Annotated in this window: 22 protein-coding genes and 2 tRNA genes; 6 read left to right on the plus strand and 18 right to left on the minus strand. The window is 62.0% G+C overall.

The window, feature by feature from the left end:
• Window positions 1-11: 11 nt before the first annotated feature.
• The 6 genes from ACJ8MK_RS01360 to ACJ8MK_RS01385 all read right to left on the minus strand — a co-directional run bounded on the left by ACJ8MK_RS01360 (window position 12) and on the right by ACJ8MK_RS01385 (window position 6900).
• Complete coding sequence (locus ACJ8MK_RS01360; protein ID WP_103829400.1) at window positions 12-2045, minus strand: S9 family peptidase; 2034 nt, start codon at window positions 2043-2045, stop codon at window positions 12-14.
• A 68-nt stretch (window positions 2046-2113) separates the two neighbouring features.
• Window positions 2114-2767 (minus strand): tellurite resistance TerB family protein, encoded by a 654-nt coding sequence (locus ACJ8MK_RS01365; RefSeq protein WP_033638740.1) that lies wholly within the window; start codon window positions 2765-2767, stop codon window positions 2114-2116.
• A 150-nt stretch (window positions 2768-2917) separates the two neighbouring features.
• Window positions 2918-3496, minus strand: coding sequence for a TorD/DmsD family molecular chaperone (locus ACJ8MK_RS01370; RefSeq protein WP_033646428.1), 579 nt, complete (start codon window positions 3494-3496; stop codon window positions 2918-2920).
• Window positions 3497-3538: 42 nt separating this feature from the next.
• Window positions 3539-4276, minus strand: coding sequence for a phosphatase (locus tag ACJ8MK_RS01375; RefSeq protein ID WP_033638063.1), 738 nt, complete (start codon window positions 4274-4276; stop codon window positions 3539-3541).
• Between the two features lie 89 nt (window positions 4277-4365).
• Entirely contained in the window at window positions 4366-5307 is a 942-nt protein-coding gene (gene ghrA, locus ACJ8MK_RS01380; protein ID WP_033646429.1) for a glyoxylate/hydroxypyruvate reductase GhrA, read from the minus strand.
• Between the two features lie 126 nt (window positions 5308-5433).
• Window positions 5434-6900 (minus strand): peptide MFS transporter, encoded by a 1467-nt coding sequence (locus ACJ8MK_RS01385; RefSeq protein ID WP_039567114.1) that lies wholly within the window; start codon window positions 6898-6900, stop codon window positions 5434-5436.
• A gap of 447 nt (window positions 6901-7347) precedes the next feature.
• Here ACJ8MK_RS01385 and ACJ8MK_RS01390 point away from each other — a divergent pair.
• A tRNA-Ser gene (locus tag ACJ8MK_RS01390) sits at window positions 7348-7437 on the plus strand.
• Between the two features lie 310 nt (window positions 7438-7747).
• Window positions 7748-7837 (plus strand) — tRNA-Ser (locus ACJ8MK_RS01395).
• Between the two features lie 219 nt (window positions 7838-8056).
• Here ACJ8MK_RS01395 and ACJ8MK_RS01400 read toward each other — a convergent pair.
• Entirely contained in the window at window positions 8057-8413 is a 357-nt protein-coding gene (locus ACJ8MK_RS01400; protein ID WP_004928813.1) for a helix-turn-helix domain-containing protein, read from the minus strand.
• A 294-nt stretch (window positions 8414-8707) separates the two neighbouring features.
• On the opposite strand from ACJ8MK_RS01400, the gene sdeA reads away from it, so the two are divergent.
• Window positions 8708-9895: a multidrug efflux RND transporter periplasmic adaptor subunit SdeA gene (gene sdeA / locus ACJ8MK_RS01405; protein ID WP_079656424.1), complete on the plus strand. Its 1188-nt coding sequence runs from the start codon at window positions 8708-8710 to the stop codon at window positions 9893-9895.
• Between the two features lie 24 nt (window positions 9896-9919).
• Entirely contained in the window at window positions 9920-13063 is a 3144-nt protein-coding gene (gene sdeB / locus ACJ8MK_RS01410) for a multidrug efflux RND transporter permease subunit SdeB (protein ID WP_442517447.1), read from the plus strand.
• A gap of 65 nt (window positions 13064-13128) precedes the next feature.
• Here the strand turns inward: sdeB and ACJ8MK_RS01415 are convergent, their stop codons facing one another.
• The 9 genes from ACJ8MK_RS01415 to hinT all read right to left on the minus strand — a co-directional run bounded on the left by ACJ8MK_RS01415 (window position 13129) and on the right by hinT (window position 20299).
• Window positions 13129-13608 (minus strand): RrF2 family transcriptional regulator, encoded by a 480-nt coding sequence (locus tag ACJ8MK_RS01415; RefSeq protein ID WP_025302433.1) that lies wholly within the window; start codon window positions 13606-13608, stop codon window positions 13129-13131.
• Window positions 13609-13872: 264 nt separating this feature from the next.
• Window positions 13873-14409 carry a glycine zipper 2TM domain-containing protein gene (locus ACJ8MK_RS01420; RefSeq protein WP_004928798.1) on the minus strand — a complete coding sequence of 179 codons (537 nt, stop codon included), beginning with the start codon at window positions 14407-14409 and terminating at the stop codon, window positions 13873-13875.
• 357 nt (window positions 14410-14766) lie between these two features.
• Window positions 14767-16071 (minus strand): NAD(P)/FAD-dependent oxidoreductase, encoded by a 1305-nt coding sequence (locus ACJ8MK_RS01425; RefSeq protein ID WP_442517448.1) that lies wholly within the window; start codon window positions 16069-16071, stop codon window positions 14767-14769.
• A gap of 332 nt (window positions 16072-16403) precedes the next feature.
• Window positions 16404-16946 carry an alpha/beta hydrolase YcfP gene (ycfP, locus tag ACJ8MK_RS01430; protein WP_015377468.1) on the minus strand — a complete coding sequence of 181 codons (543 nt, stop codon included), beginning with the start codon at window positions 16944-16946 and terminating at the stop codon, window positions 16404-16406.
• Window positions 16947-17025: 79 nt separating this feature from the next.
• Window positions 17026-18045, minus strand: coding sequence for a beta-N-acetylhexosaminidase (gene nagZ, locus ACJ8MK_RS01435; protein ID WP_442517449.1), 1020 nt, complete (start codon window positions 18043-18045; stop codon window positions 17026-17028).
• Window positions 18046-18083: 38 nt separating this feature from the next.
• A complete protein-coding gene (thiK, locus tag ACJ8MK_RS01440; RefSeq protein WP_060425623.1) occupies window positions 18084-18950 on the minus strand; it encodes a thiamine kinase in 867 nt (288 codons plus the stop codon).
• Window positions 18931-19521: a penicillin-binding protein activator LpoB gene (gene lpoB / locus ACJ8MK_RS01445; protein ID WP_033646436.1), complete on the minus strand. Its 591-nt coding sequence runs from the start codon at window positions 19519-19521 to the stop codon at window positions 18931-18933. The genes thiK and lpoB overlap by 20 nt, the downstream gene beginning before the upstream one ends.
• 26 nt (window positions 19522-19547) lie before the next feature.
• Entirely contained in the window at window positions 19548-19937 is a 390-nt protein-coding gene (locus tag ACJ8MK_RS01450; RefSeq protein ID WP_033646437.1) for a YcfL family protein, read from the minus strand.
• Window positions 19938-19948: 11 nt separating this feature from the next.
• Window positions 19949-20299: a purine nucleoside phosphoramidase gene (gene hinT / locus ACJ8MK_RS01455; RefSeq protein WP_004928776.1), complete on the minus strand. Its 351-nt coding sequence runs from the start codon at window positions 20297-20299 to the stop codon at window positions 19949-19951.
• 221 nt (window positions 20300-20520) lie between these two features.
• On the opposite strand from hinT, the gene ACJ8MK_RS01460 reads away from it, so the two are divergent.
• Window positions 20521-21426, plus strand: coding sequence for a transporter substrate-binding domain-containing protein (locus ACJ8MK_RS01460; RefSeq protein ID WP_033655056.1), 906 nt, complete (start codon window positions 20521-20523; stop codon window positions 21424-21426).
• Here the strand turns inward: ACJ8MK_RS01460 and ACJ8MK_RS01465 are convergent.
• Window positions 21423-21800 carry a winged helix-turn-helix transcriptional regulator gene (locus ACJ8MK_RS01465; RefSeq protein ID WP_072265263.1) on the minus strand — a complete coding sequence of 126 codons (378 nt, stop codon included), beginning with the start codon at window positions 21798-21800 and terminating at the stop codon, window positions 21423-21425. The genes ACJ8MK_RS01460 and ACJ8MK_RS01465 overlap by 4 nt on opposite strands.
• Window positions 21801-21899: 99 nt before the next feature.
• Here ACJ8MK_RS01465 and ACJ8MK_RS01470 point away from each other — a divergent pair, with 99 nt between their 5' ends.
• Window positions 21900-22649: an SDR family oxidoreductase gene (locus ACJ8MK_RS01470; protein WP_060429077.1), complete on the plus strand. Its 750-nt coding sequence runs from the start codon at window positions 21900-21902 to the stop codon at window positions 22647-22649.
• Between the two features lie 37 nt (window positions 22650-22686).
• Here the strand turns inward: ACJ8MK_RS01470 and ACJ8MK_RS01475 are convergent, their stop codons facing one another.
• Window positions 22687-23991, minus strand: coding sequence for an Nramp family divalent metal transporter (locus ACJ8MK_RS01475; RefSeq protein WP_019455828.1), 1305 nt, complete (start codon window positions 23989-23991; stop codon window positions 22687-22689).
• Window positions 23992-24079: the final 88 nt, after the last annotated feature.

Genomic DNA, 24079 nt, shown 5'->3' on the forward strand with positions numbered 1-24079 from the left:
GCCGAATGTCGTTACTCCGCCAGCGCCAGAATGAAGGCGTACTCCAGCGCAATATCCTCATAGGCCTTGAAGCGCCCGGACTTGCCGCCGTGGCCGGCATCCATGTCGGTATACAGCAGCAGCTGCCGATCGTCGGTTTTCAGCTCACGCAGCTTGGCCACCCACTTGGCCGGCTCCCAATACTGCACCTGCGAATCGTGCAGGCCGGTGGTCACCAGCAGATGCGGGTATGCCTGCGCCTTCACCTGATCGTACGGGCTGTACTGCTTGATGTAGTCGTAATAGGCCTGCTCGTTCGGGTTGCCCCACTCGTCGTATTCGCCGGTGGTCAGCGGGATCGACTCATCCAGCATGGTGGTCACCACGTCGACGAACGGCACCTGCGCCACCACGCCGTGGAACAGCTGAGGCGCCTGGTTGATCACCGCGCCCATCAGCAGGCCGCCGGCGCTGCCGCCCATGGCGAACACCCGCTTGCCGTCGCCGTAACCCTGGGCGATCAGCGTTTCGGTCACGTCGATAAAATCGTTGAAGGTGTTCTGCTTGTTGAACAGCTTGCCGTCTTCATACCACAGCTGCCCCAGCTCGCCGCCGCCGCGAATGTGCGCCAGCGCGAACACGAAACCACGATCGAGCAGGCTCAGGCGGCTGGCGCTGAACGCCGGATCCATGCTGCTGCCGTAGGAACCGTAGCCGTACACCATCAACGGGTTGGCGCCGCGCTGGAAGCTGTCCTGGCGATACACCAGCGATACCGGCACCTCGACGCCGTCGCGCGCCTTCACCCATACTCGCTCGCTGCGGTAGTTTTCCGGCGTGAAGTTCTTCACTTCCTGCTGTTTGAGCATCGTCCGCTCGCCGCTGTCCATATTCAGCTCGTACAGCGTGGTCGGGGTGGTCATCGACGAATATCCGTAACGCAGCAGCGCGGTTTCCGGATCCGGGTTGTACGCCAGCCAGGTGGTGTAAGTCGGATCGTCGAAGGCGATGCGCTTCTCTTCGCCAGTCTGCCAGTGGATCTGGCGCAGCAGCGTCAGGCCGGCGCTGCGCTCCTCCACCACCAGCCAGTCGCGGAACAGGCTGAAGCCCTCCAGCATCACGTCGGCGCGCGGGGCGATCAGCGTCTGCCACTGCGCTTCGTCCGCCTGTTCGCTTTGGTACAGGCCGAAGTTCTTGCCATCCTTGTTGGAGCGGATGTAGAAATGCTGGTGATAGTGATCGATGGCGTATTCGTGATCCTTGCGGCGCGGCACGAACAGCTGCGGCTTGGCGTCCGCACGGTCGGCGTCCAGCAGCAGGATCTCCGAGGTGGTGGTGCTACTCAGGTGGATCAGGATAAAGCACTCGGAGGTGGTCTTCTCCAGCCCGACGTAGAAGGTATCGTCCAGCTCTTCGTAAATCAGCTCGTCCTGCTGCGGATCGCTGCCCACCACGTGGCGATAAACCTGATACGGCAACAGCGTCTTGGCGTGCTTGCGCACGTAGTACACCGTCGAGGAGTCGTTGGCCCATTCGAAGCTGCCGGAAGTGTTCTCCAGCACTTCGTCCGCCCAACTGCCGTCGGCCAGGTTCTTGAAGCGAATATCATACTGGCGGCGCGACAGGAAATCCTCCGCCACCCCCAGCCGCTGGTTGTCGGGGCTGACGTCCAGCCCGCCCAGGGTGTAAAACTCGTGATTCTCGGCGCGCTGGTTGCCGTCGATAAGCACCTCCCAGCGCTCGCTCTCGGCCTGCGGTTGGCGCACGGAAATCGCGTATTCATTGCCCGGCTCATAGCGCGTCTGATAGCGATAGCCGTGGCGCACGTAAGGCACCGAATGTTCCTGCTGCGGAATGCGCGCCACCATCTCTTCGTACAGGGTTTCGCGCAGCGCCTGCTGCGGCTTCAGCATCGCATCGGTGTAGGCGTTCTCCGCCTGCAGGTAGTCCAGCACCTGGCGGTCTGCGCGCTCGTCGTCGCGCAGCCAGTAGTAGTCATCCACGCGCGTGTCGCCGTGGATGGTGATGGGATAAGGGCGTTTTTCCGCTTTCGGTGGGGTCATCATTGCTAAATCATCCGCTTACATAGATTGCGGCAAGAGTGACACGATTCCCCCCGGCTTGCCAAGCGGCGCTACGCCAGCTCGCGCTTTTTCTCGTTGACGTCGCTCTCGATGCCCTGCTTGACGTCCGCCGGGATCTTCAGCGCCTGCGCCAGCGCGTCGAGGTAGCCGCGCTCCATAAAGTGATCGACGTCGATCACCAGGCAGCTCAGATAGTAAACCTCCAGCGCCTCGTCTTCGTTTTGCACGCTGCGGGCGATCAATTCCGGGTTGAGCGGCTGCTCGATCGCTTCCTGCACCCAGCCCTGCGCCTCTTCCCCCACCTGCAGCTGCGCCAGGCTGTGATCGATGGCGCGCTGCTCGTCGGCATCGATATGGCCGTCGCTCTTGGCGGCGAACACCAGCGCCTGCACCAGGCGTTTGGCGCGCAGATCCACCGGCGTGGTTTGCAGGCCGAACTGCGGTTCGTCCTGATGGGTCTCTTTCACCCGCTGCTTATACTTGTTCCACAGCACTGCGCCCACCGCCGCGCTGCCGCCGATGATCAGCGCATTCTTGCCGAACTTGCCCACCAGCTTGCGCGAGGACTTGTTGGCCAACAGCACGCCGACCAGGCCGCCCAGCGCCGTGGGCGCCAGCAGCTTGCCGATGCCTTCCGCCCCGCCCATCGCGCCGGCCTTCTGCCCGATCAACGTTTGAATCTGCTGCATCCAGTTACTTTTCATCATCTGCCCCTTGCGTGAAAAAGCGCGGCGCGCAGGCGCGGCCGAGCCGTCGGTAAACCGCCAGATTAAGGGATCTTTTGTCAATTTACGTCTGGGGGATGCAAACCTGTGTTTAGCGGGCCGGGCGGCCCGCCTGGGTAAGCTGCGGCGTTACGCTTCTTCGTCGCCCGCTTCGTCGTCCTGCTCGTACTCCGCCAGCTCGTCGCGCATCGCCTGGATGGCGTCGCGGGTCATCAGCGCCAGCGTGCGGTAAAAACCGGTGGTGGCGTGGGCTTCCACTTTGCCGAGGAAGCGGCCGCACCACGGCAGCAGGAACTCGTCGAACAGGGCGATCTGCGCCTGCGCTTCATCTTCCTGCGATTGATCTTCCAGCCAGGACGCCGCCAGCAGCAGCTGGCCGAAATGATCGGCCGGCGCCTCCGCCAGCGGCATGCCGCGCTGCTGCAGGAAGGTGCGCACGTCCGCTTCGCTGGCGCCTTCGACGTAGTCGGAGCGGAACGGCGACACGCTGCACTCGCTGCCGACGAACATCGCGTTGAAATCGGTCGCCAGCTGGTTGACGTCGCAGCCCTGCTGCAGGCGCTTCAACAGATCATCCTGCTCCAGCGGCCAGTGCTGCTGCAGCTTGCCCTCTTTGATCAGCGCGAACAGCGGCACCAACAGCGGATCCTGCGGCTGACGGTAGAACAGCGTACCCAGCACGCGGCAGACAATGGAAAACTCATTCATGATAATGCCTTATACAATACGGAAAATTTTGCCGGGACGATGTCACAAATCGGCCAATTCCGCAATCGCCGGCTTGCCGCGCCGCTCGAGAAAGTCCAGCAACCGGCGCGGGCTGACGTTGAGAATACGCGCCTGCGGGAAGCCCACCTCTTCGATAATGCGCTCGCAGTGCTCAAAGTTACCCAGCGAAAAGGCGACGTGTGAATCCGAGCCCAGCGCCAGCCAGCCGCCGGCATCGCGCACCGCGGCGGCGATCGCCCGGCAGTTGGCCTCGCTGCCCTTGCGGGAGTGGGTGAACGACGAGTTATTCAGCTCCAGCGCCACCTCGTATTTGGCCGCCGCCGCCGCGACGGCGGGAATGTCGATCGGGTAGCGCGGGTTGCCGGGGTGGCTGATGATATGCACGTCCCCCTGCGCCATCGCGGCGATCATCGCTTCAGTATTGGACGCTTTATCCTGCGGCGCAAACACCGGCTCATGGAAACCGGCGATGATGACGTCGGTGGCGGTCAACATCGGGCCGGTGCAGTCGATATCGCCCTGCAGGTTTTTGATGTTGGCTTCAATGCCGCGCAAGATGCCCACGCCGTTCACCAGGCGCGGCCACACGTGCATGTTCATAAAGTGCCAGTAGTGCGGCGCATCGGCCATGTCCGGGCCGTGATCTGTGATGGCGAACAGCTTGATGCCCTTCTGCTGGGCTTCGGCGATGTAATCGTGCAGCGTGCTGTAAGCGTGGGTGCTGGCGACGGTGTGCATATGCAAATCAACGGGGTACATTGTTTCTCCTTCCAGAGGGCCGCCCGCAAAGGCACGGGCAGGCGCGATGACGATAACAGCTTATCAGCTACCGAACGGCGGCAGAAGGATCAGTACCCCCGTTGCCTGTCGACCACGCCGGCCGGGGCATGCCCAGCCTCCAGCGCGCGGATGTTGGCGGCGATCTGATCCATCGCCTGCTGCGGCAACGTGATGGCAGCAATATGCGGGGTAATGGTGACACGCGGATGACGCCAGAACGGGTGATCCTGCGGCAGCGGCTCGCGGGCGAACACGTCCAGCGTGGCGGCGGCCAGCTGCCCCTGCTCCAGCGCCGCCAGCAGATCGGCTTCCACCAGGTGCGCGCCGCGCGCGATGTTGATGAGATAGGCGCCCGAACTCAGCTGCGCGAACAGCTCGCGGTTGAGGATGCCGACGGTCTCCGGCGTATTGGGCAGCAGGTTGATCAGCAATTTGACGCCGTCGAGGAAGGCAGCGCGCTGCGCCTCCCCGGCGAAGCTTTGCACGCCATCGATCTGCTTGGCGCTGCGGCTCCAGCAGCGTACGCTGAAGCCAAACTCGGTCAGCTTGCGCGCCACGCTCTGCCCCAGCACGCCGGCGCCGAGGATGCCGATGGTGAAATCATCCAGCGAGTGCGGATCGAGCGGCTGCCACTCCTGCCGCTGCTGCAGCGCCTGATACTCGTCGAAACGGCGGAAATAGCGCAGCACATAGCTCAGCGCGTATTCCTGCATCTGCTGCGCCATGCCGGTATCCTCCAGCCGCAGCAGCGGCACGCCGGCAGGCAGCGTGCCGGGGTGTTTGCGCTCCTGATCGAGGATCGCGTCAACGCCGGCGCCGAGGGCGAACACCGCTTTCAGATCGCGGCGGTTGGCCAGCATCTCGTGCGGCGGGCGCCACACCAGCGCGTAATCGGCCGGCCGCTCGTCGCCGCGCTGCCATTCGCGGATCTCGGCCTGCGGCAGGCGTTGCTTGATGCCGGCCAGCCATTCCTGGGCGTTAAACAAGGGGTGGTAATAAATGATGTTCATACTGCGGGCTCCCGTTTGTTTTTATTGGTTTACCTCCAGCCTTCCGTGATTCGCCGCCGGATGCAAGCGTTAAAGCCCAAAATAAAAACAGCCCCGACCAGTGGGGCTGTTGTGCATGTTAGCCAATCAGGCGGCAGACGGGCCGTCGCGCCGGATAAGGCGCCGCAGCAGCGGAATGAGAATCAGCATCGCGACGCCGACGCCCGTCGCCCCCCAACCCAGCGCGCTGAAGATTTCGCTGTAGCCGGGGTTGGTCTGCAGCGGCGTGCTGCCGCTGTTTTCCGGCATCAGGCCGGAGACGTAGCCCGCCAGCACCGAGGCGACGCCGGTCACCATCATCCAGCAGCCCATCATCACGCCCTGATAGCGCGGCGGCGCCAACTTGCCGATCATGGCGTAACCGATCGGCGAGATCATCAATTCACCGACGCTTTGCAGCACATAGCTGATGACGATCCATTTAAACGCCACCAGCCCATCGCCGCCCGCCATGCTGATGCCCAGCGGCAGCACCAGCATGCCGAGCCCGATACAGAACAGCGATCCGGAGAACTGCAGCGGAATGTCGATGTTGCAACCGCGAGCGCGCAAGCGGTTGAACCACCAGGCCAGCAGCGGGCCGCCCACCACGATCACCAGCGTGTTGATGTTCTGGATCCACTGCGGCGCCACCTGAATGCCGTAAACGTTCAGGTTGATATTGTGCTCGGAGAACAGCATCAGCCCCATCGGCGCCAGCTGATACAGCGCCCAAAACACCAGCGAGCCCAGCGCCAGAATCAGATAGGCCGCCATTCTGCGGCGCTCATCGCGCGGATGGTGGCGCAGCGTCACCACGCACAGCATCAGGAAGATCAGCGCGCCGAGCACGATCACGAAGTGGCCGCTGAACTCGGCGTGGGTCAGCATCACGCGGATGATCGGCACCAGCGCCACCAGTACCGCCAGCCCGACCAGCATGCGCCAACGGTATTGGCTGCGGCTGGCGTCGCGCAGCGGCGTATTGAGATCCGCCAGAATGCGCCAGCGGCAGACGGCGACAACGATCGCCGCCGCGTTGCCCAGCGTGGCGAACAGGAACAGCGCGCGGTAGTTTTCCGTCAGTTGGAAATACCCGGCGACGGTAAAGCCGACGAAGAACCCGAGGTTCATACCGGCGTAGTTCCACAGGAACGCCGATTCGCGCCGATCATCGTCCGGCTTGAAACGCTGGGTGAGCATCATATTGATGCAGGTAACGTTGAGGCCGCTGCCGGTCAGGAACATCGCCAGCCCCCAGTACAGCCCCCACACGCCCGCGACGGCAATCAGCGCGCAGCCGATCACCTGCAGCACCATGCCGAGCACGAACAGATTGCGGTTACTGAGGAATCGGCCGCCGAGGTAACCGCCGAACATGTGCAGGCCATAGTTGAAGGCGCCGAACACGCCCATCATGGCGTTGGCGCTGCTTTCGTTGAAACCCAATCGCTTGGTGGCGTACAGCACCAGCGTGGAGTAGAGCACGGCGAAGCCTAGCGTGGCGAAGATTTGGATGAAGAACAGCGCCCCCGCACCGGGGGGAATGGCATGGCGCGCTTGCGGCGCCGGTATGGCATCTGAAGGAGTCACAACGAACCTCTACTGCATTATTATGTAATGAGTCTGTCCCTGTCTGCGATATCGCCGGCCTGTCACCCGGCAATCTGCGCGGCGACGTGATGTTCCTTGCCAAAAACGCCGCGCCGACATGATTCCATTTAGCGACACATCTGACTAATAATCCAGTATTAATGCATATAACAGCAAACAACCCAACCTCAATGGCGATATATTGAGCTATCTGCACAGAAAAAGGTCAAGCGATCGTCTTTCATGGATTCTTACCGCTGCCAGCCCTGCCCGCTGGCGGCCGCGAGTGGGAATATCGTTCGGTAAATCAGCAAATTGCTGCAAGTTTGGCTAAACAGTCATGAGAATGAAATAAGAGGGTTGACGCTGAGATCAGATTCTCCTACATTAGCGCCCGTCGACAGCGCAAAGCGTTTTCGACAATAAAACGGTGAGGTGTCTGAGTGGCTGAAGGAGCACGCCTGGAAAGTGTGTATACGCGAAAGTGTATCGAGGGTTCGAACCCCTCTCTCACCGCCAAATTCAAAGAGAAAGCCTGGATTCGCGTCCAGGCTTTTTTATTTGCATGGCGCACCGCCGAGAGGGGTGCGCGCAGCGCATCTCCCCCCGCTCTGTGACCGCGATTCTCATTTCCGCCGGTTATCCACGAACCTTACCGCTGATTTTCTCGCCTATTCATGACATCTGCCCTGCCGTTCGCCGCAGTTTTCAGCAAAGTGCGCACGGCTTGAGCGGACGAACAAAAACACTGAAATTATTCTTGACCGGATCGGCCCCACTCCCTATAGTAGCGCCCCGTTGCAGCGATGATTTCGCAACAAAAAAATATGGTGAGGTGTCCGAGTGGCTGAAGGAGCACGCCTGGAAAGTGTGTATACGCGAAAGTGTATCGAGGGTTCGAATCCCTCCCTCACCGCCATATTCTACGAAGAAGCCTGAACTCACGTTCAGGCTTTTTTGTATGCATAGCGCACCGACCGGGAGGGTGAGAACCCTCGACTGGGTTCGACAAAACGCCTGCGTTTTGGACCGCCAACGGCGGCCCGCAGGGTGAGCGCAGCGAATCTATCCCTCCTTCCACATAGACAAAAAAGCCCGAACGCAAATTCAGGCTTTTTTATCCCCACTCGCCAACCGCTCAGTGGTGCGTGCGCCCCATAGACGCCGGCTGCGCCAACGCGCGGCGCCAGTCGCCCGGCGTTTGGCCGAACTGGCGTTTGAAGCTGCGGTTGAACGACTGCTGTGAGTCGAAGCCGAGCGAAATCGCCACGCTGACGATAGGCTCGCCGCTGTTGGCCAGGCGCTCCGCCGACACTTTCAGTTTTTGCATGCGGATATACTCCCCCAGCGCGTAGCCGGTCTGGCGTTTGAACATGCGCTGCAGGTGCCATTTGGAATAGCCCGCTCGATCCGCCACGGTGTTGATATCCAGTTTCTCTTCCAGATTGTTGTCGATCCACGCCTTCAAATCGGTAATAAAGCCCGTAGTGTTCATGCTGATGCTCCCATCATTTGGCAGGGTTCCCCTCTGCCCGATGCACATACGTTGCAACAGTTTCGCTTTAAATGCAATTTTTATTATTGCATTTACCGGAAAGCCGCCACTATACTCCACCCAATTAATGTAACCGATATTGATACATTAATGTGACACCAATGTGTTTCAAAACCTAACGTTGCGCCGCTGCATGGCGCAGCCGCCCCCTCACCGCACGCCGGCGCGGGGCGAATCCCGGAGAACAGGGCCGGGTATGGGGCCTGACCGCGCTTACTTATCGGAATAAAAATAATGGCAAATCAACCAAACTCATCGTTCAACGCCGGCGGCCGCTCGCGCGCCGTCGCTCTGGGCCAGCGGCTCTCCGGGGTGGCGCTGCTGGCCGCCCTGCTCGCCGGGTGCGACAACAGCGTCGCGCACAACGCCCCGCCACCGCCGCCGGTGGTCAGCGCCGCCAGCGTGGTGGTCAAACCGATCAGCCAGTGGGATGCCTTCAACGGCCGGGTCGAAGCGGTGCAGAGCGTGCAGCTGCGCCCACGGGTCTCCGGCTACATCGAACGGGTCAACTACACCGAAGGCGACGAGGTGAAAAAAGGCCAGGTGCTGTTCACCATCGACGATCGCACCTACCGCGCCGCACGCGAACAGGCGCAGGCCGAGCTGGTGCGGGCTCGCAACCAGGCCGCCCTGGCGCGCAGCGAATCCTCGCGCACCGAGAAACTGATCGGCACTCAGGCCATCTCTCAGGAAGTCTGGGAACAGCGCCGGTCGTCCGCCGCGCAGGCGCAAAGCAACGTGCTGGCAGCGCAGGCCCAGCTCGATATGGCGCAGCTGAACCTCGACTTTACCCGCGTTACCGCGCCGATTGACGGGCGCGCCAGCCGCGCGATGATCACCGCCGGCAACCTGGTCACCGCCGGCGACAGCGCCAGCGTGCTGACGACGCTGGTGTCGCTCGACAAGGTCTACGTCTATTTCGATGTGGATGAAGCCACCTTCCTGCGCTATCAGCAGCAGGGCCGCCACGACGCGCGCCTGCCGGTGAAAGTCGGCCTGGTAGGCGAAGACGGCACCCCGCATCAGGGGCTGGTGGATTTCACCGATAACCAGCTGAACGCCGGGACCGGCACCATCCGCATGCGCGCCCTGCTCGATAACCGCGAGCGCCGCTTCACGCCGGGGCTGTTCGCCCGGGTACAGATGCCCGGCAGCGCCGAGTTCAACGCCATGCTGATCGACGATAAAGCGGTGATGACCGACCAGAACCGCAAGTTCGTTTACATCGTCGATAAAGACGGCAAGGCGCAGCGCCGCGACATCGACGTGGGCCGCATGGCCGAAGGATTGCGCATCGTGCAGAAAGGGTTGGCAAACGGCGATCGGGTGATCGTCGACGGCATGCAGAAAGTGTTTATGCCGGGCATGCCGGTCGACGCGAAAACCGTCGCCATGAACCCTATCGCCTCCGCACTTAACTAAGCTCCCAGCAGAGACTTCTGACCCATGGACTTTTCCCGCTTTTTCATCGACCGACCGATCTTTGCCGCGGTGCTGTCGATACTGATTTTTGTCGCCGGGGTGATAGCCATCCCGCTGCTGCCGATCAGCGAGTACCCGGACGTGGTGCCGCCCAGCGTGCAGGTGCGCGCAGAATACCCGGGCGCCAACCCGAAAGAGATCGCTGAAACGGTGGCCACGCCGCTGGAAGAAGCGATCAACGGCGTCGAAAACATGATGTACATGAAATCGGTCGCAGGTTCCGACGGCGTGCTGGTGACCACCGTCACCTTCCGCCCCGGCACCGATCCCGATCAGGCCCAGGTGCAGGTGCAAAACCGCGTGGCGCAGGCCGAAGCGCGCCTGCCGGAAGACGTGCGCCGCCAGGGCATCACCACCCAGAAACAGTCCCCGGCGCTGACGCTGGTGGTGCATCTGGTCTCGCCTTCCGGCAAGTACGATTCGCTGTACCTGCGCAACTACGCCACCCTGAAGGTCAAGGATGAGCTGGCCCGCCTGCCGGGCGTCGGCCAGGTGCAGATCTTCGGCGCCGGTGAGTATGCGATGCGCATCTGGCTCGATCCGAACAAGGTCGCCGCGCGTGGGCTGACCGCCTCCGACGTGGTGAGCGCCATGCAGGAGCAAAACGTGCAGGTCTCCGCCGGCCAGCTCGGCGCGGAGCCGATGCCGACGCGCAGCGACTATCTGCTGTCGATCAATGCCCAGGGTCGCCTGCAAACCGAAGAAGAGTTCGGCAACATCATCCTCAAGAGCGGCGACAACGGCGAGATCGTGCGGCTGCGCGACGTGGCACGCATCGAAATGGGCTCCGGCAGCTACGCGCTGCGCGCCCAGCTCAATAACAAGGATGCGGTCGGCATCGGTATCTTCCAGTCGCCGGGCGCCAACGCCATCGAGCTGTCGGACGCGGTGCGCGGCAAGATGGCCGAGCTGGCGACCCGCTTCCCGGACGGCATGAGCTGGAAATCGCCTTACGATCCGACGGTGTTCGTGCGCGATTCGATCCGCGCGGTGGTGGATACGCTGCTGGAAGCGGTGATCCTGGTGGTGCTGGTGGTCATACTGTTCCTGCAGACCTGGCGCGCCTCGATCATTCCGCTGCTGGCGGTTCCGATCTCCGTGGTCGGCACCTTCGCCGCGCTATATCTGCTGGGCTTCTCGCTCAATACCCTCAGCCTGTTCGGGCTGGTGCTGGCGATCGGCATCGTGGTGGATGACGCCATCGTGGTGGTGGAAAACGTCGAGCGTAATATCGAAGAGGGGCTGTCGCCGCTGGCGGCGGCGCACCAGGCGATGCGCGAGGTCTCCGGCCCGATCATCGCCATCGCCGTGGTGCTGTGCGCGGTGTTCGTGCCGATGGCGTTCCTTTCCGGCGTTACCGGGCAGTTCTACAAGCAGTTCGCCGTCACCATCGCCATCTCGACGGTGATCTCCGCCATCAACTCGCTGACCCTGTCGCCGGCGCTGGCGGCACGCTTGCTCAAACCGCACGGCGCGCCGAAAGATCTGCCGTCGCGCCTGATCGACCGGCTGTTCGGCTGGCTGTTCCGGCCGTTCAACCGCTTCTTCGCCAGCAGTTCGCAACGCTACCAGCGCGGCGTCTCCCGCGTGCTGGGCCGGCGCGGCGCGGTGTTTGTCGTCTACCTGCTGCTGCTGGCCGCCGCCGGGGTGATGTTCAAGACCGTGCCCGGCGGCTTTATCCCGACGCAGGACAAGCTGTACCTGATCGGCGGCGTGAAAATGCCGGAAGGCGCCTCGCTGGAACGCACCGATGCGGTGATCCGCAAGATGAGCGCCATCGGCCTGAGCGTGGACGGCGTCACCGATGCGGTGGCCTTCCCCGGCCTGAACGCGCTGCAGTTCACCAATACGCCGAATACCGGCACGGTGTTTTTCGCGCTGGAGTCGTTGAGCACCCGTACCCGCACCGCGGCGCAGATCAACACCGAGATCAACGCGCGCATTTCACAGATCCAGGAAGGCTTCGCCTTCTCAATCATGCCGCCGCCGATCCTCGGCATCGGCCAGGGCTCCGGCTATTCGCTGTACGTGCAGGATCGTGCCGGGCTGGGCTACGGCGCGTTGCAAACGGCGATCAACACCATGTCCGGCGCCATTATGCAAACGCCGGGGATGGGGTTCCCGATCTCCTCATATCAGGCCAACGTGCCGCAGCTGGACGCCAAAATCGATCGCGACAAGGCCAAGGCGCAGGGGGTGCCGCTCAATGCGCTGTTCAGCACGCTGCAGACCTACCTCGGTTCGTCTTACATCAACGACTTCAACCGCTATGGCCGCACCTGGAAGGTGATGGCGCAGGCCGACGGCCAGTTCCGCGACAGCGTAGAGGACATCGCCAACCTGCGTACCCGCAACGACAAGGGTGAAATGGTGCCGATCGGCAGCATGGTCAACATCGGCACTACCTACGGCCCGGATCCGGTGATCCGCTATAACGGCTTCCCGGCGGCGGATCTGATCGGCGACGCCGATCCGCGCGTGCTTTCCTCTACCCAGGCGATGGGCGCGCTGACGCAGATGGCCGGCAAGCTGTTGCCGAACGGCATGAACATCCAGTGGACCGATCTGAGCTACCAACAATCAACCCAGGGCAACGCCGCGCTGGTGGTGTTCCCGGTGGCGGTGCTACTGGCGTTCCTCGCGCTGGCGGCGCTGTACGAAAGCTGGACGCTGCCGCTGGCGGTGATCCTGATCGTGCCGATGACCATGCTGTCGGCGCTGTTCGGCGTGTGGCTGACCGGCGGCGACAACAACGTGTTCGTGCAGGTCGGGCTGGTCGTTCTGATGGGGCTGGCCTGCAAGAACGCCATTCTGATCGTCGAGTTCGCCCGCGAGCTGGAAATGCAGGGCAAAGGCATCGTCGAGGCAGCGCTGGAGGCCTGTCGCCTGCGGTTGCGGCCGATCGTGATGACCTCCATCGCCTTCATCGCCGGCACCATCCCGCTGATCCTCGGCCACGGTGCCGGCGCCGAGGTGCGCGGCGTCACCGGCATCACGGTGTTCTCCGGCATGTTGGGAGTCACCCTGTTCGGGCTGTTCCTGACGCCGGTGTTCTACGTCACGCTGCGGCGCCTGGTGGCGCGCAAAGCGCAGCCGCAGACCGTCTGAACGCGGCGTTAAAATGCAAAAAGGTCGGGCATTGCCCGACCTTTTTTTATGCATGCGAACCGCGATTATTTGTCGGCGGTTTCAGCCTCTTGCGCGGCGGCGTACTCCGCGCAGGCGCGCTTGTCGCCCCGCTCCAGTTCGGCCAGCGAATCGGCCACGGTATGGCGCGCCAGCACCGCAAGCGAAGCCTGTTCGGCTTCGTTCACCACCGATTTGAAATACCAGCAGGCGTTGGCGCTCACCAGGCAACGGGCCGGCACTTCAGGACGGGAAGCCCAGATGCGCTTGTCGTCGATCACCGCCAGATAGATGTCCCGCAGGGTGATCTCTTCCGCCGGGCGGCCGAGGTGGATAGAGCCGTTGCGGCCAAGGGTGGAAACGATGATGCCGTCTTTGGTCAGCGGCACCATCAGTTTGCGGATAAAGCTGGGGTTGGCTTCCAGAGCGGCGGCAAGGGTGGCGCTCGTCGAACGCATGCCCTGCTTCTCAGCTACGGCGACGCTAAGGACCATTTGCAACGCTGTCGGAAAGCGAAAATCTAACATGTCGTTATCTCTGCGAGACGAAATACTCAGGTTTGGCCGGTGTGGCGATTGGCGCCGATAACACCGCTTAATTGCACAATAATATAACAAACGCGGGGGCTTTTTTGAAGTTTTGCCCAGTGATATCGCACGCAGACATTAGAACGATCGCAAATTGTTGGGCGGGCAGAAAACAGAAACCCGCGTCAATGTTAACGCCGCTCGCTTAACCGGGTTAAACGATCAGAACTAACACTGCCCGCGGGCTTAATTCGAATGTGGCGATCAGGCTCTGTTCAGCACCAGCTGGCCGTTTTTATCCAACGGGATTTGCGTGCCCGGATCGTGATCCATGCGGATCTTGCCCTGCTGATTGCCGATCTTGTAGGTCACGTCATAGCCCAGCATTTTCTGAGACTTGTCATAGACCGTTTTGCAACGCTGCTGCACGCTGGTGGTGACGTCGTTATTCTGCATCGCCCCTTGCACCTGGTTACCGGCATAGCCGCCGCCCAGCGCGCCGACCACGGTCGCCACGTCGCGCCCGCGGCCGCCGCCGAACTGGTGGCCGATCACGCCGCCCGCCACTGCGCCCAGCACTGAACCGGCGATGCGGTTTTCATCCTGCACCGGCGCACGGTGCGTAACGGTGACGTTGCGGCATTCCTGACGCGGCGTTTTGATGGTTTCTTTAATCGGCGTTGCGGCGAGCACCTGCGCATATTGCGGACCGGCAGAAAAGACGTCCAGGCTGGCTACCGCGGCAATCCCCAGAGCGGCAGCGATACCAATCCCAACACCGGCTAACATTGACTTGTTCACAGGAAACCTCCTGAAAGTGTTACCACGCATTTTTTCCGGGGTCTGTTACCGGCATGGCACCGCGCTTATTATTTTGCGCGTGGGCGGCTTGCGGTATCCCGGTTTACGGCGTGCGCGACGCGCCGTCTGTAAACGAGGTAAAGTCTGCACAATGATCTGAAGCCCCGCAATAAGACAAGGGGACCAAAAATGCGGGAAAACGGCCGTTTTTCCGCTGTTTAGGAGGAATCTTAAGAATTTTACCCATACCAACGACAGCTTATGCTGAAGAATCAAGCAACCGCCGCCGATCGCCTCGCGCCGCCATAAAAAAACCCGCGCGGGCGAACCGGCGCGGGTTGGTCGACAAAGGCGGGATCAGTGCATTTTCAGACGTGGGCGGATCACCCGGTTGATGCCGCCCACCAGCATCATCAGACCGGTTTTGATGTAACCGTGCAACGCCACCTGGTGCATGCGGTACAGCGAGATGTAGACGAAGCGCGCGATGCGCCCTTCCACCATCATCGAGCCGCGCATCAGGTTGCCCATCAGGCTGCCGACGGTGCTGAAGCGCGACAGCGACACCAGCGAGCCGTGGTCTTTATACACGTATGGCTTCAGCGTCTGGCCGTTCATCAGCGCCAGGATATTGGTGGCGCAGCGCGAGGCCATCTGGTGCGCCGACTGGGCGCGCGGCGGCACGAAACCGCCGCCCTCTTTCGGGCAGGAGGCGCAGTCGCCGATGGCGAAGATGTTCGGATCGCGCGTGGTCTGCAGCGTCGGCTCCACCACCAGCTGGTTGATGCGGTTGGTTTCCAGGCCGCCGATATCCTTCATGAAGTCCGGCGCCTTGATGCCGGCCGCCCACACCATCAGATCGGCGTCGATGAATTCGCCGCCCTTGGTGCTCAGGCCTTTGGCATCGGCGCTAGTCACCATGGTGTTGGTCAGCACGCGCACGCCCAGTTTGATCAGCTCCTGGTGCGCCGCAGCGGAAATGCGCGGCGGCAGCGCCGGCAGAATGCGCTCGCCGGCCTCCACCAGCGTCACGTTGAGCGCGCTGTTGTCCAGGCCTTCGAAACCGTAGCTGTGCAGTTGCTTCACCGCGTTGTGCAGCTCGGCGGACAGCTCGACGCCGGTGGCGCCGCCGCCGACGATGGCGATGTTGACCCGCTCTTTTTGCCCCGGCTGCGCCGAGAACTTCAGGAACAGGTTGAGCATTTCGTTGTGGAAACGACGCGCCTGATGCGGGTTATCCAGGAAGATGCAGTGCTCTTTCACGCCCGGCGTACCGAAATCGTTCGAGGTGCTGCCCAGCGCCATCACCAGGATGTCGTACGGCAATTCGCGCGCCGGCACCAGCTCACCGCCCTGCTCGTCGCAGATCTGCGCCAGCTGCAGCGTTTGCGTCTCGCGGTTGATGTTGGTCAACGACCCCAGTTGGAAGCTGAAATGGTGGTTGCGCGCGTGCGCCAGGTAGCTGAGCGCATCCACGCCGTCATCGAGGGAACCGGTCGCCACTTCGTGCAACAGCGGTTTCCACAAATGGCTGTGGTTGCGATCCACCAGCGTGATCTCCGCTTTGTTCTTGCGGCCAAGTTTATGGCCCAGGCTGGTCGCCAGCTCCAAGCCACCGGCGCCGCCGCCAACAATAACGATTTTCTTCTTTGGCGTTGTCAAAATACCCCCCTAAATGTGAACCATTTGTTATTCCAGGGTAAATAAATAATATCCTTAGAATACATAGGGTTCGCTTAAAATAAATCGGCTCTCTGAGGCCAGAATAACATGTGAGGTTATTTGGTCATACCAAAATTGATGTACATCAAATTTTTTTGGTTAAAGGCTGGACGCGAGGATTTTTTGGCGATTGTGATTCAAATAGTTAGCGCTGAGTCACAGTTTTAAATTTTGCCGATTGCCACGCAAGATCTTGCCTGGGCGCACAAAAAAGCCGCACTTTCCGCCGGTGAAAAACGGGAAGCGCGGCTCGCGGCGGCGTTATGAAACTGTTAACCCAGCGCCTTGAACGCCTTGAGCCGCTGCAGATGGGGGGAGATGTTTTTGAACTTGTGCGTCTGCTGTTCATCCCACACGATCTCGTAGTAGTGATGCAGCAATTCGGCGCTGCGCCGGTTATCCAGCACCTCGTCGTGCCGCGACAGCACCACCAGACAGCGATCGCGGTTCTTCTCGCGGAAATCCTCCACGCACTTGGTGGCGATATCGCGATACTCTTCCGGCCGGTCTATCTTGCCGTGCATGTGCTCTTCCGGATACAGGTTCGGGTTGAACATCGCCTGGCGAATGCCGCACAGGAAGCCGATGCGCTCCGCCCAGAAACCGCCGAGGCCGACCCCGCAGATCAATGGGTGCGCGTCGCCGCCCTGCTGCACCGCCTTGTCCACCTCTTTCAACAGATGCTGCATGTCGTGACGCGGATGCAGCGTGCTGTAGCTGATGAAGCGCACGTCCGGATCGATAAACTGCAGCTGTAACACCTTTTCATGATTTCCGGGACTGGTGGAATCGAAGCCGTGCAAATAGATAATCATGTGGATCCTCGCAACAAGCCAAGGGCCGCGGGCGCGGCCCTCATCATTTCCGCTCTGCGCCGCGATGCGGCGCCTGGATTCACCCCTGCGAACGCTGCTTGTGCTCCTCCCAGCGTTCGCTCAGCGCGCTAAGCGCCTTGTGCGCCTGCTGCCAGCGCTCGGAGTCGCGCAGTTCCTGACGGGTGAACTGACCGCGATGATATAACCGCTTCACCTTCTCTGCTTTGACCGGGGACAGGTTATCCAACACGCTGAGCGCACCTTCGCGGTGGTTGCACACCAGGATCATGTCGCACCCGGCATCCAGCGCCGCCTGGCCGCGCTCGGCGTAGCTGCCCATGATGGCGGCGCCTTCCATCGACAGATCGTCGGAGAAAATCACGCCGTCGAAGCCCAGCTCCCGACGCAGGATCTGCTGCAGCCAGTAAGGCGAGCCGCTGGCCGGGCGTGGGTCCGCTTCAGTATAGATGACGTGGGCCGGCATGACGGCGTCCAACAGTTGGCGGTTGATCAGCTCGCGGAAGATCGCCATGTCATGCTCGCGGATCTGCGCCAGCGGCCGCGGATCGCGCGGGGTTTCCTTGTGCGAATCGGCGCTGACGGCGCCGTGCCCAGGGAAGTGTTTGCCGGTGGTTTTCATGCCGGCGCTGTGCATGCCGAGGATAAAGCGTTCGGCCATCGCCAGCGCCTGCTGCGGATCGCTGTGGAACGAACGTTCGCCGATCGCCGCGCTGCCGTGGCCGATGTCCAGCACCGGCGCGAAGCTGATGTCGATATCCTGCGCGATCATTTCCGCCGCCATCAGCCAGCCGGCCTCCTGCGCCAGCCGGCCGCCTTCCTGCGCATTGTGCAACGCGGCGAACGACTGCGCCGCCGGCAGGCGGGTGAAGCCGTCGCGGAAGCGCTGCACGCGCCCGCCCTCCTGGTCTACCGCCACCACCAGCCGATCGTGCGAGGCGGCGCGGATCTGGCGCACCAGCTCACGCAGCTGCTCCGCATCGTGGAAGTTGCGGGTAAACAGGATCAATCCGCCAACCAGCGGGTGTTTCAAAATCTCGCGTTCTTCTGCATCCAGCTCATAGCCGGCGACATCTAGCATTACTGGGCCCACGGGCACCTCACTTCATTATTGTTCGTTCAGAATTCGGATGATGATAAACAGAATCGCCGGCGCACTGCAGCGCCCCAGCGTAAAAATTCGGCGTCGCCGCTCTGTTGCCAGCGCACTTCAAACCACAGCAGCATCAGATAATCCACCCACGGCAGCCAGCCCCGCACCTGGGCCTGCAGCCGGGCGGCGTCGTGATAGCCCTGGCGCGCGTAGTGCTGCAAAAAGCGCTGCTGCTGCCCGGCCGACCAACCATTGCCGCGAAACAGCGCGGCGATATCCAGCGCCACGTCGCCGTCGGCGGCATACTCCCAGTCGATCAATCGCAGCCCCTCACCGGTGGCGAGCAAATTGCCCGGGTGGATGTCCATGTGCAGCGGCGCCAGGCGCAGCGGCCGTGGCGGCACACTTAGCAAAAAATGGCGCTGCAGGCGCAGCCAGGCGGGGGTTACACGCCGCGTATCCAGCTGCGGCCAGTAGCGGAGGAACTGCCGCCGCAGATCCAGCCGGTAACCGCTGAGCGGCCGCCGATGCAGTTCCGCCGCCATCGCCGCCAGCTCGCCGCGCTGATTCAGCGCCGCAAACTCGGCATCTGTGACGACGTCACCTTCGAGCCATTCAAGGATAAGCCACTGATTATTCTGTGCGAAAACCCGCGGCCCCAGCCCCGGCGCGCAGCGGCGCAAGACCCGCGCTTCGCGCCGTCGGCTCACGCCCAGCGCGCGTTTTTCCGCACTGTGCTGGCGCGCCAACAGCGTGATGCCCGCGCCGTCGATGCGCCAGCTCTCGCCGGTCAGCCCCTGCACCGGGCTGAAATGACAACCGGCGGTATTCACCGCCGGCAGTCTGGTTTCCATCAATCGTCGCAGCGCGGCCTCAGCGTTTAACGGCGCCATTGCCCGACCAGACGATCTCGCCGGTTTGCACCAGCATCAGCTGCATATCCAACGCCGGCGACTTCACGTCGCCGCTGACGTCGCTGTACAGCACGTACTGCGCGCCGACGATGCGCGCCAGGCCAATCGCCTTGCTGCGCGAACCGAAGCTGTCATCCGCCGACAGGCCCAGCGTTTGTCTGGCGCTGGTCAGCTTCGCTTCCGGCACCACGCTGAAGGTGGAGTTCGACGCCAGCGCCTTGTACAGCGCCGCGGTAGCTTTGCCCATCTGCAGCGAACCGTTAGTGTTGTTCTTGACGCTGTCCAGCAGCAGCACGCTGCCGGCCGTGACGCCATCGGCCTTCAGCATCTGCCCCACCAGCGGCTGAACGCTGCCCAGCCAGTCAAGCTGCTGGATTTTCGGCGGCTGCGGCACCGGCTCGGTGGTTGGCGGCTGTGGCTGCTCGACCGGCGGCGTCGGCTGTTCCGGTTCGACGGTGACCGGCGGCAACGGTTGTTCCGGCTCAGGCGGGCGCGACAGACAGCCGCTGAGGGTTAATGCGGCCAGCGCCACTAAGACGTACTTTTTCATGCTTTTTCTCCAAACCTGGCAAGCGCTTACAGGTACAGATACAGACGCGCGCTTTTAGCGTCCAGATTGCCGTTAATCGAGTAAATTTTGGCGTCCGAGTCGGGCGCCACCACGATCTCGCGCGGTTTCTCGAAGGGGCGAATATCCAGCCCCTGCGCGTCGTACCAATAGAAGCGGTAATGTACGGTGACCGGCGTCATTTGGCTGTTGTTGAGCACCGAGGTCGCCATCACCCGCCCGGAGGCGTTCGAAATCGAGGGCGTATCGGCCAAAATGCCGGCGGTCAGCACCGAAGGATCCATCACCACCGTCTGCCCTTGGTTGACCGCGATGCCGGGCGATGAACTGCATCCCATCAGCAACGCGGCGGGCAGCGCCAACGCCATCAGACCACGGAGAGTTTTTTTACCGCGCATGATTTCCTCGCTTAACGTGACAGCAGCGGCCCCAGCGAGCGGCCACCGACCAGGTGCATGTGAATATGATAGACCTCCTGACCGGCGTGGCGGTTGCAGTTGACGATCAGGCGGTAGCCGTCCTCGGCGATGCCTTCCTGTTCGGCGATCTTCGCCGCGGCGGTGATCATGCGGCCCAGCGCGGCTTCATGCTCCACGGTCACGTCGTTGACGGTTGGGATCAGCACGTTGGGAACGATCAGCACATGGGTGGGTGCCTGGGGAGAGATGTCACGGAAAGCGGTGACCAGTTCGTCCTGATAAACCACATCAGCAGGGATTTCGCGGCGGATAATTTTACTGAAAATCGTTTCTTCGGCCATCTGGCGTTCCTTGTTTTACACAATTAGCTGTACGCAGTATGAGTGACAAATTCTACTGCTTTCAACCTGATTGCGCACTTTCCACGTCGAGTGCTGCAGATTCGCGCAGCCCGGCGCCGCGCTTGTGCATCTTTTCACTTTGGTTATTCACTATTGTTGCTTTACTTGCCCCGCGCCGCCGCCAATAGTAACCCCATGATTAACAAAGGATAGAGGGTGCTATGCCACTGAGAATTTCGGCGCTGTGCGCGCTGTTGCTGAGCGCCGCCGTGCAGGCGGCCACGGCGGGCGGTATCGACCTGCAGGCTAACCGAGAGCCGATACGCGCGGAGAAAAACCCGGCCGCTATCGCACTGATTCCGGCAAACTTTCACTTCGCGGTGCCCGGCAAGCTGACGGTGGCGGTGGCGTTCGAGAACTCTCCGCCGCTGGCGCTGTTCGCCGAGGACAATAAAACGCTGATCGGCAGCGATCCGGACATCGCCCGCCTGGTGGCCGACAGCCTTGGGCTGGAGCTGAATCTGGTGCCTACCTCGTGGGAAGATTGGCCGCTGGGCATCAGCACCGGCAAATACGACGCGGCGATCTTCAACATCGCCGTCACCAAACTGCGCAAGACCAAATTCGACTTCGCCACTTATCGGGTGGACACGCTGGGCTTTTACGTCAAATCCACCAGCCACATCACCTCGATCAACCGGCCGCAGGACGTCGCCGGGCTGCGGGTCATCGTCGGATCCGGCACCAATCAGGAAAACATACTGTTGGGATGGGATAAGCAAAACCGCGCCGCCGGGTTGCCGCCGGTGCAGCCGATCTACGTGACCGACGACGCCGCCACCAACCTGAGCATTCAGTCCGGGCGCGCCGATGCGTTCTTCGGCCCCCACTCCACCGGCGCCTACAAGGCGGCGCTGACCGGCAAGACCAAAATGGTCGGCATCGGCCCCAACGTGGCCTACGTCGCGGTCACCACCAAAAAAGGCAACGGGTTGGTGAACGCCATCAACGCCGCCATCAACGGCGTCATCGTCAGCGGCGAATACGCGCAGGTGCTGGAGCGCTGGGGCGAAGGCGATGAAAAGGTCGAGCGCTCCGCCATCAACCCGCCGGGCATCGGCGACTAGCCGCCGATCAGCTGCGGCGCGTGTCGGCGCATCCACTCGGCCAGCGAATCCAGCGTCGGCCGCAGCGATTTACCGAGCGCGGTGACCTGATACTCCACCCGCGGCGGCACTTCGGGAAACACCTGCCGCGTCACCAGGCCACGCTGCTCGAACAGCCGCAGCTGACGCGTCAGCTCTTTTTGCGCAATGGGCGCCACCGCCCGCTGCAGCTCGCTGAATCGCACCGGGCCGTCGATCATTATCAGTCGGTACAGGATGGGTATCGCCCACTTGCCCGACACCAGATTGACGAAGTCCACCATCGGGCAGGGTTCGCCCGCCGGCGGCAACGCCGCCAAATTATTTTCCGCCGCAAATGGCGCTTGCGCCGTCATTTCATCCCACCTCGTCCTTTAGTATCCAAAAGGTGCCTACTATGCAAAAGTAACTATAGCGCAAATAATGCCGCAACTGACACTAAAGAGGAATCGGTTATGGCACGACTGCAAGGCAAATACGCATTGATTACCGGCGGCACCAGCGGCATCGGGTTGGAAACCGCCCGCCAGTTCATCGCCGAGGGCGCAACGGTGGCGATCACCGGGCGCAGCCAAAGCGCCCTGGACGCGGCGGGCCAGGCATTGGGTGGCAAGACGCTGTTGCTGCTGAGCGACGCCGGCGATATTCCGCAGCAGCGCGAACTGGCGCAGCGGCTGGGGCAACGGTGGCCGCGGCTGGACGTGCTGTACATCAACGCCGGCGACGTTACGCATCGCCCGCTGCAGGAATGGGATGAGCAGAGCTATCAGCGGCTGATGGACATCAATCTGAAGGGGCCGTTTTTTCTGATCCAGGCGCTGCTGCCGCTGCTGGCCAACCCTTCTTCGGTGATCCTGTGCGGTTCGGTCAGCGCCCATATCGGCCTGCCGCAGAGCAGCGCCTACGCCGCCAGCAAAGCCGGCTTGCTGTCGCTGGCCAGAACGCTGTCCGGCGAGCTGCACGCGCGCGGCATTCGCCTTAACGGCCTCAGCCCCGGCCCGACCGAAACCCCGGCGTTGGGTAAGCTGGGGTTGGCGGAAGCAGATGAACAGGCATTACGCGACGATATCCGCGCGCTGGTACCGATCGGCCGCATGGGCAGCGCGCTGGAGCTGGCCAAAGCGGCGGTGTTTCTGGCGGCGGACGAGTCGGCCTTTATGGTCGGCGCCGAGCTGCAGATGGACGGTGGTGTGGGAAATTTATAATTTAGCGACGCGGCCGCGCCCCGCGCGGCTCGCAAGATCACCCCAAACCGGGAATATCGACGCCGAAGGTCTGCAACAGCAGCACCACGTTGAGCAGCACGATCACCACCGTGCCGACCACCGCCGCCAGACTGGTCCAGCGGCCGTTGGCGAACTCGCCCATGATGTCGCGGCGGCGGGTGAACATCACCAGCGCAATCATCGGCGCCGGCAGCGCCAGGCTCAGTACCACCTGGCTATAGACCAGCGCGTCGGTGGCGTTGACGCCCATCGCCACCACGATAAACGCCGGCACCATGGTGACCAGGCGGCGCACCCACACCGGAATGCGAAAACCGACGAAGCCCTGCATGATCATTTGCCCGGCCATGGTGCCCACCACCGAGCTGGAAATGCCGGAGGCGATCAGCGAAGCGAGGAAGATACCGGCGGCCGCCGCGCCGAACAGCGGCGTCAACGTATGGTAGGCGGTGCCAATTTCGGCCACGTCGCTGTTACCGGCGTGGAAGGCACTCGAGGCCATGATCACCATCGCGATATTCACCAACCCGGCGAGCGCCAGCGCGATCACCACCTCAATATTGGAGAAACGCAGCAGCTTGCGCCGTTCGCCGTTATCGCTGGCCGGGCTGCGGTGCTGGGTCAGCCCCGAGTGCAGGAAAATGGCGTGCGGCATCACGGTGGCGCCGATAATGCCGACGGCGATGGTCAGCGCCTGCGCGTCCGGCAACTGCGGCGTCACCATGCCGATCCCGGCCGCCTGCCAGTCTACCGGTACGATGAACATCTCCACCAGGTAGCACAGCGCAATGATGCCCACCAGGCCGCCGATCATCAGCTCGACCGGGCGGAAACCTTTTTTTTCCACCATCAACAGCGCATAGGTGATCACCGCCGTCACCCCCATTCCCGCCAACAGCGGCATATGGAACAGCAGCGCCAGCGCGATCGCCCCGCCGAGAAACTCCGCCAGATCGGTGGCCATCGCCGCCACTTCGCTGAGCAGCCACATGCCGATCACGACCGGCCGTGAAAACTGGTCGCGGCACATCTCCGCCAGATTGCGGTTGGTGACGATGCCGAGCTTGGCCGACAGCGCCTGGAACAGCATGGCGATCAGGTTGGCCATCACCACCACCCACAGCAGGCTGTAGCCGTATTTCGCCCCGGCCTGAATATTGGTGGCGAAGTTGCCGGGATCCATATAGGCAATAGAGGCAATCACCGCCGGGCCGGCGAACAGCAACGGCGTAAAGGCGCCGCGCTTGCGTCCGGCAAGGGCGGCGCCAATCGCAATGTTGGTCCGTTCGGTTAACGATGGAGTGGTTGCCGCATCACGCATGAAGTACCCTCAATCTTTTACTGGTTATTTTTCCACCTACCATGCCGACAATGTAGCATCGGCTACACTTTATGCAACAGGCGAAATT

It is taken from the genome of Serratia sp. CY38905, assembly GCF_052168875.1.
In the GTDB taxonomy this organism is placed as follows: domain Bacteria; phylum Pseudomonadota; class Gammaproteobacteria; order Enterobacterales; family Enterobacteriaceae; genus Serratia; species Serratia sarumanii.

Excerpts from the sequence above, each read along its gene's own strand:
- ACJ8MK_RS01360 (WP_103829400.1), bottom strand. The coding sequence starts at position 2,045 with ATGATGACCCCACCGAAAGCGGAAAAACGCCCTTATCCCATCACCATC.
- ACJ8MK_RS01365 (WP_033638740.1), bottom strand. The coding sequence starts at position 2,767 with ATGAAAAGTAACTGGATGCAGCAGATTCAAACGTTGATCGGGCAGAAG.
- ACJ8MK_RS01370 (WP_033646428.1), bottom strand. The coding sequence starts at position 3,496 with ATGAATGAGTTTTCCATTGTCTGCCGCGTGCTGGGTACGCTGTTCTAC.
- ACJ8MK_RS01375 (WP_033638063.1), bottom strand. The coding sequence starts at position 4,276 with ATGTACCCCGTTGATTTGCATATGCACACCGTCGCCAGCACCCACGCT.
- ghrA (WP_033646429.1), bottom strand. The coding sequence starts at position 5,307 with ATGAACATCATTTATTACCACCCCTTGTTTAACGCCCAGGAATGGCTG.
- ACJ8MK_RS01400 (WP_004928813.1), bottom strand. The coding sequence starts at position 8,413 with ATGAACACTACGGGCTTTATTACCGATTTGAAGGCGTGGATCGACAAC.
- sdeA (WP_079656424.1), top strand. The coding sequence starts at position 8,708 with ATGGCAAATCAACCAAACTCATCGTTCAACGCCGGCGGCCGCTCGCGC.
- sdeB (WP_442517447.1), top strand. The coding sequence starts at position 9,920 with ATGGACTTTTCCCGCTTTTTCATCGACCGACCGATCTTTGCCGCGGTG.
- ACJ8MK_RS01415 (WP_025302433.1), bottom strand. The coding sequence starts at position 13,608 with ATGTTAGATTTTCGCTTTCCGACAGCGTTGCAAATGGTCCTTAGCGTC.
- ycfP (WP_015377468.1), bottom strand. The coding sequence starts at position 16,946 with ATGATTATCTATTTGCACGGCTTCGATTCCACCAGTCCCGGAAATCAT.
- nagZ (WP_442517449.1), bottom strand. The coding sequence starts at position 18,045 with ATGCTAGATGTCGCCGGCTATGAGCTGGATGCAGAAGAACGCGAGATT.
- thiK (WP_060425623.1), bottom strand. The coding sequence starts at position 18,950 with ATGGCGCCGTTAAACGCTGAGGCCGCGCTGCGACGATTGATGGAAACC.
- lpoB (WP_033646436.1), bottom strand. The coding sequence starts at position 19,521 with ATGAAAAAGTACGTCTTAGTGGCGCTGGCCGCATTAACCCTCAGCGGC.
- ACJ8MK_RS01450 (WP_033646437.1), bottom strand. The coding sequence starts at position 19,937 with ATGCGCGGTAAAAAAACTCTCCGTGGTCTGATGGCGTTGGCGCTGCCC.
- hinT (WP_004928776.1), bottom strand. The coding sequence starts at position 20,299 with ATGGCCGAAGAAACGATTTTCAGTAAAATTATCCGCCGCGAAATCCCT.
- ACJ8MK_RS01460 (WP_033655056.1), top strand. The coding sequence starts at position 20,521 with ATGCCACTGAGAATTTCGGCGCTGTGCGCGCTGTTGCTGAGCGCCGCC.
- ACJ8MK_RS01465 (WP_072265263.1), bottom strand. The coding sequence starts at position 21,800 with ATGACGGCGCAAGCGCCATTTGCGGCGGAAAATAATTTGGCGGCGTTG.
- ACJ8MK_RS01470 (WP_060429077.1), top strand. The coding sequence starts at position 21,900 with ATGGCACGACTGCAAGGCAAATACGCATTGATTACCGGCGGCACCAGC.
- ACJ8MK_RS01475 (WP_019455828.1), bottom strand. The coding sequence starts at position 23,991 with ATGCGTGATGCGGCAACCACTCCATCGTTAACCGAACGGACCAACATT.